The following is a 14,933-nucleotide window of genomic DNA, read 5'->3' as shown; positions in this document are numbered from 1 at the left end:
GGATTTATTGGGGTTATAATGTTGTTCGCAGAACAAATTACAATAGCAAGTGATGAATCTCAAAAGTTGTTGAATATTTTTTGTATGGTTTTATTAATCATAGGGTCTATTGCTTGGACAATAGGTTCGTTGTATTCAAAATATTCAAAAGACAAGAATCAAGATCAAGGTGAGGATTTACACGTAATGGTAAAAACTTCTTGGCAAATGATTACAGCAGGGGTGTTATTTTCTCTTGTTGCAACGTTAAATGGTGAGTTTGCTGCGTTTGATCCAGCAGATATATCAACAGGTGGTTGGTTCTCTTTAGCTTATTTAATCACATTTGGTTCTATTTTAGCTTTTGGTTCATATATTTGGTTGATTCAGAATAGACCAGTTACTGAAGTTAGTACATATGCTTATGTAAATCCTGTTGTAGCAGTAGCATTAAGCTACTTTTTTACAGATGATATTATTACAAGTTTACAAGTAGGTGGATTAGGAGTTGTGTTAGTAAGTGTTGCATTAATGAATTGGGATTTATACAAAGGCAGTAAAGTTTTTAAAAGTTTTAAAAAGAAATCTGCTTCTCAAAAAAAAGACAATGAACAACTTAATGTAAGCAATTAATAATGTTCGCTAAATAAATAAAAAAAGCCTTTGGATTATCCAAAGGCTTTTTTTATTTAAAGCTTTTATATTGAGTTGTTTGAAGTGTAAAAATAGAGTAATTGTTTTGGTAGGTAATTTAATTGTATTACTTTTGCACAGCTTTTAGATCAACATGGTTTCCTATTAGCAATTATAAAATAATATTTAAACCCTTCTGTTTTTAATAATTGATTTATAGAAACTTATAAGAAAAACAGAATACAAATTTTTATCAGATATGTCTGAAAACATTAAAACACAAGAGGAATTTTTAAATGACTTTAACTGGGATAACTACGAAAACGGTATTGATGCTGTTGATGAGAACCAATTAAAAGAGTTTGAAAGCTTAGTAGACAAAACGTTTATCTCTACAGATGACGAAGAAGTTGTAGAAGGAGTTGTTGTTAGAATTACTGACAGAGATGCGATTGTTGATATCAACGCTAAATCTGAAGGTGTTATTTCATTAAACGAATTCCGTTACAATCCAAACTTAAAAGTTGGTGATAAAGTTGAAGTATTAATCGACGTTAGAGAAGATAAATACGGACAATTAGTTTTATCTCACAGAAAAGCTCGTACTATCAAAGCTTGGGATAGAGTTATTGCTGCTCATGAGACAGGAGAAATCGTTAATGGTTTCGTAAAATGTAGAACTAAAGGTGGTATGATCGTTGACGTATTCGGAATCGAAGCATTCTTACCAGGTTCTCAAATTGACGTTAAACCAATCCGTGATTACGATCAATACGTGAACAAAACAATGGAATTCAAAGTAGTTAAAATTAACCACGAATTCAAAAACGTTGTTGTTTCTCACAAAGCTCTTATTGAAGCTGATATCGAAATCCAGAAAAAAGAGATTATCGGTCAATTACAAAAAGGTCAAGTGTTAGAAGGTGTTGTTAAAAACATTACTTCTTACGGTGTATTCATTGACTTAGGAGGTGTTGACGGATTAATCCACATTACTGACTTATCTTGGTCAAGAATCAACCACCCAAGTGAAGTATTAGAATTAGACCAAAAATTGAATGTTGTAATCTTAGACTTTGATGACGAGAAAACAAGAATTCAATTAGGTTTAAAACAACTTTTCGCTCATCCATGGGATGCTTTAGATTCTAACTTAAACGTAGGAGATAAAGTTAAAGGTAAAGTAGTTGTTTTAGCTGACTACGGTGCTTTCATCGAAGTTGCTGAAGGAGTTGAAGGTTTAATCCACGTTTCTGAAATGTCTTGGTCTACTCACTTAAGATCAGCTCAAGATTTCGTAAAAGTTGGAGACGAAGTAGAGGCAGTTATCTTAACTCTTGATAGAGAAGAAAGAAAAATGTCTTTAGGTATCAAACAATTATCTCAAGATCCTTGGACTGATATCACTTCTAAATACCCTGTAGGTTCTAAACACACTGGTATCGTTCGTAACTTTACAAACTTTGGTGTTTTCGTAGAATTAGAAGAAGGAATTGATGGATTAATTTACATCTCTGACTTATCTTGGACTAAGAAAATCAAACACCCATCTGAATTTGTAAACGTTGGAGACAAATTAGAAGTTGTTGTATTAGAATTAGACGTTGAAGGTCGTAAATTATCTTTAGGACACAAACAAACTACAGCTAACCCATGGGATAAATACGAACAAGCTTACGCTGTTGGTACTGTTCACACAGGTGAAATCTCTGAATTAGTAGACAAAGGTGCTACTGTAGTATTCGAAGATGACGTTGTAGCTTTCATCCCAACTCGTCACTTAGAAAAAGAAGACGGTAAAAAGTTGAAAAAAGGTGAAACTGCTGAATTCAAAATTATTGAGTTCAACAAAGAATTCAAAAGAGTTGTAGCTTCTCATACATCTATTTTCCGTGAGGAAGAAGAGAAAAATGTAAAAACTGCTGAAACAGCTTCTGCTTCTGCTGAGAAAACTACATTAGGAGATATCGACGCTCTTGCTGAATTAAAAGAAAGAATGGAGAAAGGAAACTAATTCCTAATCTTTTATAATATTTCTTAAGCCCCAACATTTGTTGGGGCTTTTTTTATGGATTTTTGTTATTGCGTAATTTAATAAGTGGACCACTATATAGTATATATATGTTCTATATACTTTGTGTCTTGTTATTGGCCTATCCGTTATAATGTGTATATGAAGTGTGTTTTAATCTATAGCAAATGATTTTACTAAGTTTAAACGATGCCTTTATAAGTTATTGTGTTATTAGCTGTGGTCTTCTATACTTCCTTTTACTATTGGAGATGTTTTACTATTATTTTTATTTTGTATGATGTTTATAACTGCTCCATGTTTTTTTGGTGTGCCTATAGGATAATTGTAAATGAAGCTGTAGCAATCATAGCAAATAGTGTGAAGTATATGATAAGATTTATATGAATCTACTTTGCTTTTTAATATCTTTAGTACAAAATTAAATGTTTACAAATGGGTTGGTTTACTAATCGCAGTAAAAGTTGGGAGTTTAAGAACTCATTAGTTTTATTAGGAGTTGTGGGAGGAGTGAGTTTTTTAAGCTTAGGTTTACTCACACCAATTGCTGTAGCTGTATTTGGAGCTATCGTTAAAGTAAGTAAGTGGACTAAAACCACGTTATTTATTTCATTAATCTACTTATTGTTTTTGATCATTTCTTTATTTGCTTATATGGCAGATCAAGGATTTATGACTATTCTTACATTAAACTTTATCAGTTTCTATATTTATGTAGCTTATATGTCTTTGTATTTAGGAGAGTATTTGCAACGCTTAGATTTAAAAGACTATATCAATTTAGAGAAGGATAAAGTGTATAGTTATTTTTCAATAATGACTCAACTTGTAAATGTAGAAGAGAATATATCACGTAAAGATTTATTTATAAACAACCTTACGAATCTTAAAAAGAATATAGCTAATAGTGCTATGCAAGATGATATAGACGAATTAGTACGTTTAGTAAATGTTATTGTTGAAACAGATCCATCCAAGAGTGATTTGTTTTTTGAAAGACATGCATCAACAATTGAAAATGCTTTACAACAATATATAACACTTGATAAAGATTATTTGCAAAATACAGAAGTTAAAGTAGCAAAGGAGAAGTTGGCACAATTGATTAGTTCAGCTCGGTTAGCTTTTGAAAATGAATTATCAAAAATGTTTGAAATGCAAATATTAGAGGTAGATGCTGAAGCAGAAGTATATTTATCTATATTAAAAGGAAGAGGATTGTTATAATGGGAGTATTTACAGAGAAATCAAAGAATTGGGAATTTAAGACTGGTTGGTTAAGTATTTTGGCTATAGCTTTTCCATTTATTCTTCCGCCGGTTGCTATGTTCTACATGGCAATTATTGGACGTATTCGTAATCTGATATACGGAGGATTAGTTTGGAGTGCATTATACGCAAGTGTTTATTTTATGTATATCACTTTTGGAGAACTATTTTGGGTTAAGATTATTTCATTTTTGATTATGTTAAGTGGGGCTGTTGTTGTAGGAATGCACTATAAGAGTTTTTTACAGCGCGTTGATTTACGTTCTATTATTAATGTGAGATGGGGTGTAGAATACGATTATGTTGAATTTATGCGTCGTAAACGCATATCGGAAGTGTTGTCTGTTAGTGATTTTGTTATTAGTTTAGAACGTTGGAAAAATGTGCTTACAAGTGATGAAGTAAAAGGAAATATTGCTTTAATGATTTCAATGACTAAATCAATTACTAAAAACAATAAGAACATCAGTAATTTGTTTTTGGAACGTCACGCTTATTCAATAGAAAATATATTACAACAATACCATCAATTGGAATTATCTAAATTAGATAATGATACTGTAAAGCAAGCCGAATTAAAGCTTCGATCTACGATAGCTCAAGCTACTAAAGCATTCGAAAACGAATTGATGAATCAGATGAAATTTCAAAATATTGAAGTGGAATCAGAGTCAGAAGTGTATGTACAAGATTTAAAAAATAGAGGACTATTATAAAAAAAAGAAATATGGAAAAGGATATTCAACAATTAAGAGATGAAAGAGCATTAGCTCCTGAGGTTTCAGTGGATTTTAGTCCACAAGAATTAAAGCAAATTGAATCATATAAAGGAACTATTGATTTGTCAAATACAACTCAAGTTATTCAATATGGTGCGGCAAGTCAGTTAAAAGCAAGTGCATTTGCTACCGAAATATTGAAACAAGTTCAGACAAAGGATTTAGGTGAAACTACAGATATCCTTGTTGGTTTAAAAGAAGACGTTAAGTCATTTGAGGGGATTGCAAATAAAAAGAGTCTATTTCCATTCTTTGACACATTGAAAAAGAAAATAGCAAGATTACAAACGCAGTATTCTAAAGTAGAAGATAATATTAATGCAGTTGAAGTGCAATTAGAGCGTCATTACAAGATAATGATGAAAGATGTTGCAATGTTTGATAAGCTATTTGATGAGAACAAGAATTACTTTAAAGAATTGTCACTATATATAGCTGCAGGAGATGAAAAGTTACACGAGCTAAATACAATCGAATTACCAAGATTAAAAGCTGAAGCAGAAGAGGCTAATGACCCAGGTAAAATACAAGCATTTAAAGATTTCGAACAACAAGTTGTTCGCTTTGAAAGAAAGGTTCACGATTTAAAATTAACGAGAATGGTTATTTTACAATCATCACCTCAAATCAGAATGGTACAAAATAATAGTTTGATGTTGATGGAAAAATTACAATCAAGTATTGTAAATACATTGCCATTATGGAAAAATCAAATGGTATTAACATTAGGCTTAGCTCGTTCTCAACAAGCATTAGGAGCGCAACAAGCAGTGAATGATGCTACGAATCAGTTATTGACTAAGAATAGTGAAATGCTTAAAGATTCAACTATCAAGATTGCAAAAGAAACAGAACGTGGAATAGTAGATATAGAAACGATTCGTAAAGTTAATTCAGATATTATTACTACAATTGATGAGATTGTTCGTATTCAAGCAGAAGGACGTGAGAAAAGACGTGCTGTTGAAATTGAGTTAAAAGATTCTGAAAACGATCTAAAGAAACATTTGCTAAGTAACAATAATTCAGTAAAGTAACTTAAAAGTAAATAGGATAAATTTAAGGTTAGCAGCAATGCTAACCTTTTTTTGTTTACTGTGGTTTGATTTTTGTAAAGTAATTTATCGTTAATTAATTAACGAATGATATTTTATATAAATCTTGAGGAATGAAGATAGCGACTATCGGAATAACAGAATGTTCAGTAATTGTAATTGGACTATTATTATTAGCTATTTATTGGGGCTATGGATTAATTCATTTAATTATGAATATACGCATAGTTGGAAGAGAATCAAGAGTATGGTTACTTATGATGTTTTTATTGCCACTTATAACACCAGCAGTTTATTTTACATTGCATGCAAATGATTCGCTGCCTGTGTTTAAAAAATAATGAATAGAGTTTTAGTAAATAAAAAAAGCTACCCATTAGGGTAGCTTTTTTTGTATATTCAAAATAAGATTATTTTCCTTTTTGAGCAGTTAATTCAGCTATCTTAACAATAACTTGAGTAGCCTTAACCATACTTTCTACAGGAACATATTCGTATTTCCCGTGGAAGTTATGACCACCAGCAAAGATATTAGGACAAGGTAATCCCATGTAAGAAAGTTGAGAACCATCAGTACCACCGCGAATAGCTTTGATAAGAGGTTTAATATCTAATTCTTTCATTGCTTGTTCAGCAATATCAACGATATGCATTACAGGTTCAACTTTTTCACGCATATTGAAATATTGGTCACCGATTTCACAGTTTACGATATCTCCACCAAATTTCTTGTTATATTTTTTGTTGAACTTTTTAGCTAACTTAGCAATTTGCTTTTTGCGTTTCTCGTATTTTTTAAGGTTGTGATCTCTAATGATTAATTCAACCACAGACTCTTCAATACTACCAGTTACGTGGTGTACGTGGAAGAAACCTTCATAACCAGTTGTTTTTTGAGGAACTTCATCTTTAGGTAATTGAGAGATGAATTTGTTAGCTAAAAGAATAGAGTTAATCATTTTTCCTTTTGCATAACCAGGGTGAACACTTTTACCAGCGAAAGTTAATTTAGCATAACCAGCGTTGAAGTTTTCGTATTCTAACTCACCAATTTGGCTACCATCCATTGTATAAGCCCATTCAGCGTCAAACTTCTTAACGTCAAATAAATGTGCTCCTCTACCAATTTCTTCATCAGGTGTAAATCCAATACGAATTCTACCGTGTTTGATTTCTGGATGTTGAATTAAGTATTCCATTGCAGAAACAATTTCAGTAATACCTGCTTTATCATCAGCACCTAAAAGTGTAGTACCGTCAGTTGTGATTAAAGTTTGTCCTTTATATTGTAAAAGATCTTTAAAGTAAGAAGGAGATAGAATGATATTTTGTTCTTTGTTTAACACGATATCTTTACCATCATAATTCTCTACAATTTGTGGTTTTATGTTAGCTCCAGAGAAATCAGGAGATGTATCAAAGTGAGAAACAAAACCGATAGTAGGAACTTCGTGTTCTACATTACTTGGTAATGTAGCCATGATATAAGCATTCTCATCTATAGTTACATCTTCAAGACCGATTTGTTTTAATTCTTCAACTAATTTATTAGCTAAATCCCATTGTTTTTCAGTACTCGGGCAAGAGTTTGAAGAAGGATCAGATTCTGTATCAACAGTTACATAACTGATGAAACGATCAATGATATGTTGCATAATGTATAAGTTTTTATAGTAACAAAAGTAAGGATTTAAAGTGTTATAGCAGTACAATTAAGCAATGATATTTATTGTTTAATGTGATAGATAGCTAATCTTAATTATAATTTAACTTTTCAAAGAGCATCTAATATGAAGATGTGATTTAATGAGAACTATTGAATTGTTGTATATTTGATTCTCATCAAATCAAACGAGATGTTTAAAAAGTATTTTATTCTGTTTTTTTTATTGGCTACAACAATAACGAGAGCTGTAGAGCCAATCAAAGAATATGTAGATCATCCTTTAAATTCAATTTCCAATATATCTTTTGAGGCTGTAGAAATTACAACAGAAGATAATTTTAGTTTAAAGAGTTGGATTTGTATGCCGGCTAAAGAAGTTGATAAACATAGGGTGTTTGTATTAGCTTATGGAGACAGTGGAAATATGTCATACTATGTTCGTCAAGTATTAGAAATGGTAAAACAAGGTTATACCATTGTGATGTTTGATTATCGTGGTTATGGAGAAAGTCAAGCTTTTGAAATGGAGACCACAATGCTATATTATGACGAATTTGTTACTGATTTAAAAGCAGTAGTAGATTATTCTAAAACTCGTTTTAAACAACCCGTTGGCGTTTGGGCTTTATCAATGGGAAGTATTCCTGCTACTTTATTATATAGTCAAGATAAATTCGATTATATGGTTGTAGAAGGTTTTGTTTCAAGTCCAACATTAATTATTGAAAAGGTTAAAAGTCATTTGCAACAAGATTATAAATTACCACCAAGTGCAACCGATTATGAAAAAGCTTTGAGTAGATTATCTGTGCCAATGCTTTTGTTTGCAGGAGATCGTGATGGATTAACAACGCCAGATGAAAGTAAAAGAGCTAAGTATTTAAATGCTAAAAATGAATTAGTGTTTTTTAAAGGGACACATTTGCAAGGGTTTCAAGCTTTATCAAACGAATATCACGGGCAAAGATACGTAGAGGCAATTGATAGTTTTTTTGATATAAATCTGTCAAGTAAGTAATCAGTAGAAATATTAGTCAAAGTTTTACCAATAAATTATAATAGAATCCTAATAATAGGCGCTTGATTAATATATACCTTTGCGCCTTGTTACTCAAACGACATACCACAAGTAAAAATGGAGCAAAACCACAGACATTTTTTGTTATACAAACCGCACGGTTACATCAGCCAATTTATCTACGAAAAGAAAAGAACGAAGCACAAATTAGGAGAGTTATATGATTTTCCTGAAGGGACAATGGCTATCGGTCGATTAGATGAAACTTCAGAGGGGTTGTTGTTTTTGACAACAGACGGAATGGCGAGTGAGCGTGTTAGAAGTGCTCATTATGAAAAGGAATACTATGCTCAAGTTGATGGCTTAGTTACAGACGAGGCAGTTGAACAAATGCGCCAAGGAGTTTTGATAGGTGTGAAGGGTGAGAAGTATATGACAAAACCTTGTGAAGTTGAAAAACTACCTGTTTTACCAGATTGGATTGGTGTAGGAAGACGAATTAGAGATGAAAGACACGGACCAACGAGTTGGGTAAGACTTGTTTTAAAGGAAGGTAAGTTTAGACAAGTTCGTAAAATGACTGCCGCTGTTGGATTTGCTACCTTGCGCTTAGTACGTGTTCGCATAGGCGATGTTTCGTTAAAAGGTATGGAAGTTGGTGAAGTAATAGAAATCGAACAACTATAAGATTATTGATATGAATACAAAGGCAAAAGAGAATTATCAATTTCAAAAGATTGTAGCAACCGTTGGAGTTTTACTTTTCTTAATTAAAGTATTAGCGTGGTATTTAACTAACTCCGTAGCTATTTTGACAGATGCTTTAGAAAGTGTTATCAACGTAGTAAGTGGATTTGTAGGACTATACAGCCTTTATTTATCGTCGTTACCGCGGGATAGAAATCACCCTTACGGACATGGGAAAGTAGAGTTTATTTCTGCTACCTTAGAAGGAGGGATGATTATGCTTGCCGGTATTATTATTATAGTAGAGGCGGTTCGTAATTTGATGAATCCACAGCCAATAGGTAAATTAGATTACGGAATTTACTTAGTAGGTATTACCGCTATAATCAATTATGTTTTAGGATGGTATGCAGTAAAAAAAGGAGAAAAGAACAAATCTTTAGCCTTAATTGCAAGTGGTAAGCATTTACAGTCAGATACATATTCAACCATTGGTATTATCATCGGATTAGTCTTATTGTATTTCACAGGGTATCATTGGTTAGATGGAGGAGTTGCTTTGTTATTTGCTGTAATAATTATGGTTACAGGATATAAAATTGTTCGTGGTGCGATATCTGGTATTATGGATGAAACAGACGAAATCTTATTGAATGAAGTTGTTGATTATCTACAAGAACATAGACGTGAAAACTGGATTGACTTACACAATCTTAGAATTATAAAATACGGTACGGTACTTCATTTTGACTGTCATATGACAGTGCCTTGGTATTTCAACATTGTAGAAGGACATAAAGAAGTTGAGATCTTAGAAAAAGAAATCATCGATAAGTTTGGAGAAGACTTAGAACTATTTGTACATATGGATGATTGTAAAACCTTTTCATGTAAGATATGTTCAAAACAAGAATGTCCTTTTAGAAAAGACCCTTTTGAACATCAGATAAAATGGACTATTGAGAACGTTTTGAAAAACAAAAGACACAATAGTGCCACTACAGATTTAAAATAAACCTTTTTTGAAGGCGATCAAACACAAGGTTTTCGTCCTCAAAGAAGTTGTCAAAAACTCCCGTTTCAATTAAAGCCTCTGTTTTACCTTGTGTAGTATAATCCTGTTTTAAAACAATGATTTCATCGCTTAATTGAATAGCAAGATCCATATCGTGACACGAAAATAAGATAGCTTTATTTTGTTTATGAGCTAATTCTTTTAATAGCTTAAACAATGCTACTTTGTGATGTAAATCTAAATGATTAGTAGGCTCATCTAAAATAATAATAGGGGTGTTTTGTGCTAAAGCTCTTGCAATTAAAACACGCTGTAATTGACCATCACTTAATTGGTCAATTTTCTTTTCTTTTAAATCAGTTATCCCTGTTAAATCAATTGCCTGATCTACCCAATAGATGTCTTCCTTCGTTAATTTACTGTAGTGATTAAGGTAAGGTGTTCTCCCGATTTGAATTAGTTCTTGTACAGTTAGATCTGAAAGAGGAATTCTTTCTGTTAATACAACACTGATAATTTTAGCAAGATCACTATTTGTGTATTCTTGAAGATTTTTATCTTTTAATACTATTTGCCCATTGATGCTTTTTTGGTTTGCAGACAAAGTGCGCAGTAAAGTTGACTTCCCTATTCCGTTAATTCCTACCAATGAAATCAGTTTTCCTTTCTCCAAACGAATATTGACATTTTTTTGTACAGTAACAAAACCATTTTTTGAATGTTTGTATCCAATAGTTAAGTTGTTTGTTTGTAGAATGGGAGTGTGCATACAGAAGAATATAGTTTTTCAAAGTCTAAAAATACTTAATTAGGAGATAGGAAAAAACTACAAGTTAAAATTTTAGGACTATGAACAAATAAGTGTCTAATTAATAATGAAAATTAGAAAAATAGGGTGAATGTTGTTTTTGTAGAATTTTATTAAAGGAAAAAATACATTAGTATTTGGTGTTTAAAAAGAGTTTTTGAAACAAAACACAGATATTTAAGTGCTTTTTCACTTTATTTTTGTCTAAAACACAGATAAAATATGGTATTTTTTTTATTGTTTTTTTAAATACTTTTTGTTTTTAAAGTGTTGGTTTTTAAATGTTTGTATTCTTTAGAGGGTGTTTTAAATACTAATTTTTCTATTTATTTAGGTTATACTTATTCCTTGTATTTACAAGGCTTGTCGCATAATCCTCCGACAATAGTCCGACAATAATCTGGCAATTGCCTGAAAATACTGGGCTGAATAATTTGTGGTCGGACTATTGTCGGAGGAGTGTCGGAGTTTGGTCAAATAAAAATGGTATTCTATATAGTTATCTTGCTAATACTTATTCGTTATAATCAATTTTTATACTATATATCTAATTCATATAACGTTAAATAGTAAAGAACAAGATTGTTTTCTTTGAATTAAAATTAAGGTATAGAAGAAGTGTTTTATCAATATTTAATAGAAGAAAAAGTTACGATATACTCGTTTTTGCAAAAGAAAATAGCAAACAGACATATTCAATTAAAAGAAGGATTAAGGCAAGTAATGATCTGTTTTTATAAGTGTTTTAAAGTGAGAAAGATTAATTAAACAGATTGAAATGATTAGTTTTAAAAAGGGTGTTTTACGATTAAATAGGATGAGAATCCTACATATTGGTTGCTAAAAATAGGCGTAAACAGTAAATAAATCCTATATTTGTAAGACGAATAATTCTATTGTTAAAATATGAAACCGAACACACAACAATTAGCAGAGTTAACTACTCAAGTAAGAAGAGACATTCTTAGAATGGTTCATGCTGTAAATTCTGGACACCCAGGAGGATCATTAGGATGTGCTGAGTTTTTAGTGACTCTGTATCAAAGATTAATGGACAGAAAAGATGGATTTGAAATGAACGGAACAGATGAAGATCTTTTCTTTTTATCAAACGGACACATCTCTCCAGTTTTCTATAGCGTATTAGCAAGAAGTGGATATTTTCCAGTAAGCGAATTAGCTACTTTTAGAAAATTAAATACAAGATTACAAGGACACCCTACTACTCATGACCACTTACCAGGTGTACGTATGGCATCAGGATCATTAGGACAAGGATTATCTGTAGCTTTAGGAGCTGCTCAAGCTAAGAAGTTAAATAAAGACAATCATTTAGTTTACGTTTTATTAGGTGATGGTGAGTTGCAAGAAGGTCAAAACTGGGAAGCAATGATGTATGCATCTGCTAAAAAAGTAGATAACTTAATCGCTACAGTTGACTTAAACGGAAAACAAATTGACGGACCAACAGATAAAGTATTAGACTTAGGATCAGTAAAAGCTAAGTTTGAAGCTTTCGGATGGGACGTTATTGAAATAGAAAAAGGTAATGATATCGATTCTATCTTAAAAGGATACGAAGAAGCAAAAGCTAAAACAATGAACGGAAAACCAGTTTGTGTATTATTACATACAGAAATGGGTAACGGAGTTGACTTTATGATGGGTACTCATGCTTGGCATGGTAAAGCACCTAACGATGCTCAATTAGAAGAAGCTTTTAAACAAAATCCAGAAACTTCTTTTGGAGATTATTAATCCTTATTTAATTAGAATCAATATGAAAAAATATACAAATACAGGTAGCAAAGATACACGTTCAGGATTTGGTGCTGGTTTAGCTGAATTAGGACAAACGAATGAAAATGTAGTTGCACTTTGTGCTGACTTAATTGGGTCTTTGAAAATGGATGAGTTTATTAAAAATCATCCAGAGCGTTTCTTTCAAATAGGTATTGCAGAAGCAAATATGATTGGTATTGCTGCTGGTTTGACAATTGGTGGAAAAATTCCTTTTACAGGAACTTTCGCTAACTTCTCAACTGGTCGTGTATATGATCAAATTCGTCAGTCTGTAGCTTATTCTGAGAAAAACGTTAAGATTTGTGCTTCTCACGCAGGATTAACTTTAGGAGAAGATGGTGCAACTCACCAAATCTTGGAAGACATTGGATTAATGAAGATGTTACCTGGGATGACTGTAATTAACACGTGTGATTACAACCAAACAAAAGCGGCTACATTAGCAATTGCTGAATATGATGGTCCTGTTTATTTACGTTTTGGTCGTCCTGTAGTTCCTAACTTTACACCAGCTGATGAGAAATTTGAAATTGGTAAAGCTGTTATGTTAAGCGAAGGTACAGATGTTACAATTGTTGCAACTGGACACTTAGTTTGGGAAGCGTTAATTGCTGCTGAGGAATTAGAGGCAAAAGGAATTTCTGCTGAAGTAATCAATATTCATACAATTAAACCATTAGACGAAGAAGCTATTTTAAGTTCTGTTGCTAAAACTGGTTGTATTGTTACTGCAGAAGAGCATAACTTCTTAGGAGGATTAGGAGAAAGCGTTGCAAGAGTATTAGCTTTAAACAATCCGTTACCACAAGAATTTGTTGCAGTACAAGATACTTTTGGTGAATCAGGTACTCCAGAACAATTAATGGAGAAATATGGTTTAAATGCTGCTGCTATTGTTGAAAAAGCACAAGTAGCTATCAACCGTAAATTCAAAAGATAATATTTATTATTTTATAGATATAAAAAGGGCTTCACATTGTGAAGCCCTTTTTAGTTTAAGGATATTGATAAAAAAACCGTATCATTCGATACGGTTCTTTTTATTATTTCTTAGGCCATATTATTTCACCGTCTTTTTGGTCAGGGAAACAAGATTTGTCTAAATATCTTGGAATGTCATTGCAAGTTTTTAATGCAGGGTCATCAAAGTTGTAGTATATATTAACCCCATCAACTCTTTCTTTGAATAGTTCAGTTTTAGTAAGAACTCCATCTCCGTCGTCGTCGTCGTCTAAGAAGTTTGGAATACCATCTCCATCTGTGTCAAAACCAAAATAATCTTCTAAAGTTAATTCTTCAACAGGTTTTTGTACATTAACCTCGTATTTTGAAAGAATACCATCACCATCGTGATCTCTTTCTAATCTATGGATTAATGTTAGGTCAGTAATATAAGCTTCATAACCTTTTAATTTACTTCCTGCTCCAGCATTAAAATATCCTAAACCAGATGGGATAAAAGCAATAATTCTACCTGCAGATCCTTCATCATAAGTTGGTAATCCATCTTCACCATTTTTAATTCCTGTCGCTGTTTTTATCTTTGTTAATAATTGACGTTCAGCACTTCTAAGTTGTCCAGGTACTTTTGAATATTGTCCATTAGAAATATTCATAAAGTCTTTAGGCGTAGTAGGAAAAGTATAATATTTTCCAGGGAAGTTAGGATTAAACTCTTCATTTCTTAAAGTAAGATTATTAAGTTTTACATAAGTAGAATCAATTGTAGATGCTCTGTCACCTTTTCCTTCATTTATAACTAAATAATAAACTTTATATTGAAGTTCATCTTTTGGTTTAGTATATTTTAAAGAAGTAGTACCATTTGGATTACGAATTGGTTCAAAATCATACATATCTGATTTTAACACAAAGTCTTTAACTAAACGTGAATCATCCCAAATAGAAGATTCACTATTTTTAATGGTTTCAAAAGTGATGATATCACCTTCTTCTTTGATATAATGAGATTTTAAATAAGCTTCAATACTTGCCTCATTTTCTTGTTTAACTTCAGCGCGGTCTCTTAATTCAACTACACTTGGGCCACTTGGGCTATCATCTTTATTACAATTAGCGGCAATAAGTCCTATAAAGGCAAGACTTAAAACTGTAAATAATCTATTCATTTTTGAGTTATTTTAGTAGTGCAAGATACAATTTTACTTTATTTTTGTGTACTTTGTAAG

14 protein-coding genes (1 of these 14 only partly in view) are annotated in these 14,933 nt (G+C 31.9%); 11 read left to right on the top strand and 3 right to left on the bottom strand.

The window, feature by feature from the left end; all coding sequences use genetic code 11:
* The 6 genes from GQS07_RS00880 to GQS07_RS00855 form a co-directional block, all read left to right on the top strand.
* Positions 1-612 carry the 3' portion of an EamA family transporter gene (locus GQS07_RS00880; RefSeq protein WP_158209246.1) on the top strand. The gene continues 411 nt to the left of window position 1, outside the view, so 612 of the gene's 1,023 nt are visible here — the last part of the coding sequence; its start codon lies beyond the left edge, outside the window; the stop codon is at positions 610-612.
* 259 nt (positions 613-871) lie between these two features.
* On the top strand, positions 872-2,626 hold the full coding sequence (rpsA, locus tag GQS07_RS00875; RefSeq protein ID WP_158209245.1) for a 30S ribosomal protein S1: 1,755 nt from the start codon (positions 872-874) through the stop codon (positions 2,624-2,626).
* Between the two features lie 453 nt (positions 2,627-3,079).
* A complete protein-coding gene (locus GQS07_RS00870; RefSeq protein ID WP_158209244.1) occupies positions 3,080-3,871 on the top strand; it encodes a hypothetical protein in 792 nt (263 codons plus the stop codon).
* Entirely contained in the window at positions 3,871-4,629 is a 759-nt protein-coding gene (locus GQS07_RS00865; protein ID WP_158209243.1) for a hypothetical protein, read from the top strand. The genes GQS07_RS00870 and GQS07_RS00865 overlap by 1 nt, the downstream gene beginning before the upstream one ends.
* A gap of 11 nt (positions 4,630-4,640) precedes the next feature.
* Positions 4,641-5,729, top strand: coding sequence for a toxic anion resistance protein (locus tag GQS07_RS00860; protein ID WP_158209242.1), 1,089 nt, complete (start codon positions 4,641-4,643; stop codon positions 5,727-5,729).
* A 131-nt stretch (positions 5,730-5,860) separates the two neighbouring features.
* On the top strand, positions 5,861-6,088 hold the full coding sequence (locus tag GQS07_RS00855; protein ID WP_158209241.1) for a hypothetical protein: 228 nt from the start codon (positions 5,861-5,863) through the stop codon (positions 6,086-6,088).
* Positions 6,089-6,157: 69 nt separating this feature from the next.
* Here the strand turns inward: GQS07_RS00855 and pepT are convergent, their stop codons facing one another.
* The gene (gene pepT, locus GQS07_RS00850; RefSeq protein ID WP_158209240.1) at positions 6,158-7,402 is read right to left on the bottom strand and encodes a peptidase T; all 1,245 of its coding nucleotides are present in this window, start codon (positions 7,400-7,402) and stop codon (positions 6,158-6,160) included.
* 201 nt (positions 7,403-7,603) lie between these two features.
* Here pepT and GQS07_RS00845 point away from each other — a divergent pair, with 201 nt between their 5' ends.
* The 3 genes from GQS07_RS00845 to GQS07_RS00835 all read left to right on the top strand — a co-directional run bounded on the left by GQS07_RS00845 (position 7,604) and on the right by GQS07_RS00835 (position 10,133).
* Positions 7,604-8,431 carry an alpha/beta hydrolase gene (locus tag GQS07_RS00845; RefSeq protein WP_158209239.1) on the top strand — a complete coding sequence of 276 codons (828 nt, stop codon included), beginning with the start codon at positions 7,604-7,606 and terminating at the stop codon, positions 8,429-8,431.
* A gap of 117 nt (positions 8,432-8,548) precedes the next feature.
* Positions 8,549-9,118, top strand: coding sequence for a pseudouridine synthase (locus GQS07_RS00840; protein WP_158209238.1), 570 nt, complete (start codon positions 8,549-8,551; stop codon positions 9,116-9,118).
* Positions 9,119-9,128: 10 nt separating this feature from the next.
* A complete protein-coding gene (locus GQS07_RS00835) occupies positions 9,129-10,133 on the top strand; it encodes a cation diffusion facilitator family transporter (RefSeq protein WP_158209237.1) in 1,005 nt (334 codons plus the stop codon).
* On the opposite strand, the gene GQS07_RS00830 is transcribed toward GQS07_RS00835, so the two are convergent.
* Positions 10,117-10,902, bottom strand: coding sequence for an ABC transporter ATP-binding protein (locus tag GQS07_RS00830; RefSeq protein ID WP_158209236.1), 786 nt, complete (start codon positions 10,900-10,902; stop codon positions 10,117-10,119). The two genes, GQS07_RS00835 and GQS07_RS00830, sit on opposite strands and share 17 nt — an antisense overlap.
* Positions 10,903-11,847: 945 nt before the next feature.
* Between GQS07_RS00830 and GQS07_RS00825 the strand changes: the two genes are divergently transcribed.
* Together GQS07_RS00825 and GQS07_RS00820 are read left to right on the top strand one after the other, a co-directional pair.
* Positions 11,848-12,699 (top strand): transketolase, encoded by an 852-nt coding sequence (locus GQS07_RS00825; protein ID WP_090407408.1) that lies wholly within the window; start codon positions 11,848-11,850, stop codon positions 12,697-12,699.
* 22 nt (positions 12,700-12,721) lie between these two features.
* Positions 12,722-13,684, top strand: a complete 963-nt coding sequence (locus GQS07_RS00820; protein WP_090407411.1) for a transketolase family protein — start codon at positions 12,722-12,724, stop codon at positions 13,682-13,684.
* 103 nt (positions 13,685-13,787) lie between these two features.
* Here the strand turns inward: GQS07_RS00820 and GQS07_RS00815 are convergent, their stop codons facing one another.
* Positions 13,788-14,873: an EF-hand domain-containing protein gene (locus GQS07_RS00815; protein WP_158209235.1), complete on the bottom strand. Its 1,086-nt coding sequence runs from the start codon at positions 14,871-14,873 to the stop codon at positions 13,788-13,790.
* Between the last annotated feature and the right edge of the window lie 60 nt (positions 14,874-14,933).

It is taken from the genome of Myroides phaeus, from assembly GCF_009799805.1.
Classification (GTDB): Bacteria; Bacteroidota; Bacteroidia; order Flavobacteriales; family Flavobacteriaceae; genus Flavobacterium; species Flavobacterium phaeum_A.
Note: the sequence above shows the minus strand (reverse complement) of the source record. Positions and strands in the feature narration are given on the sequence as shown.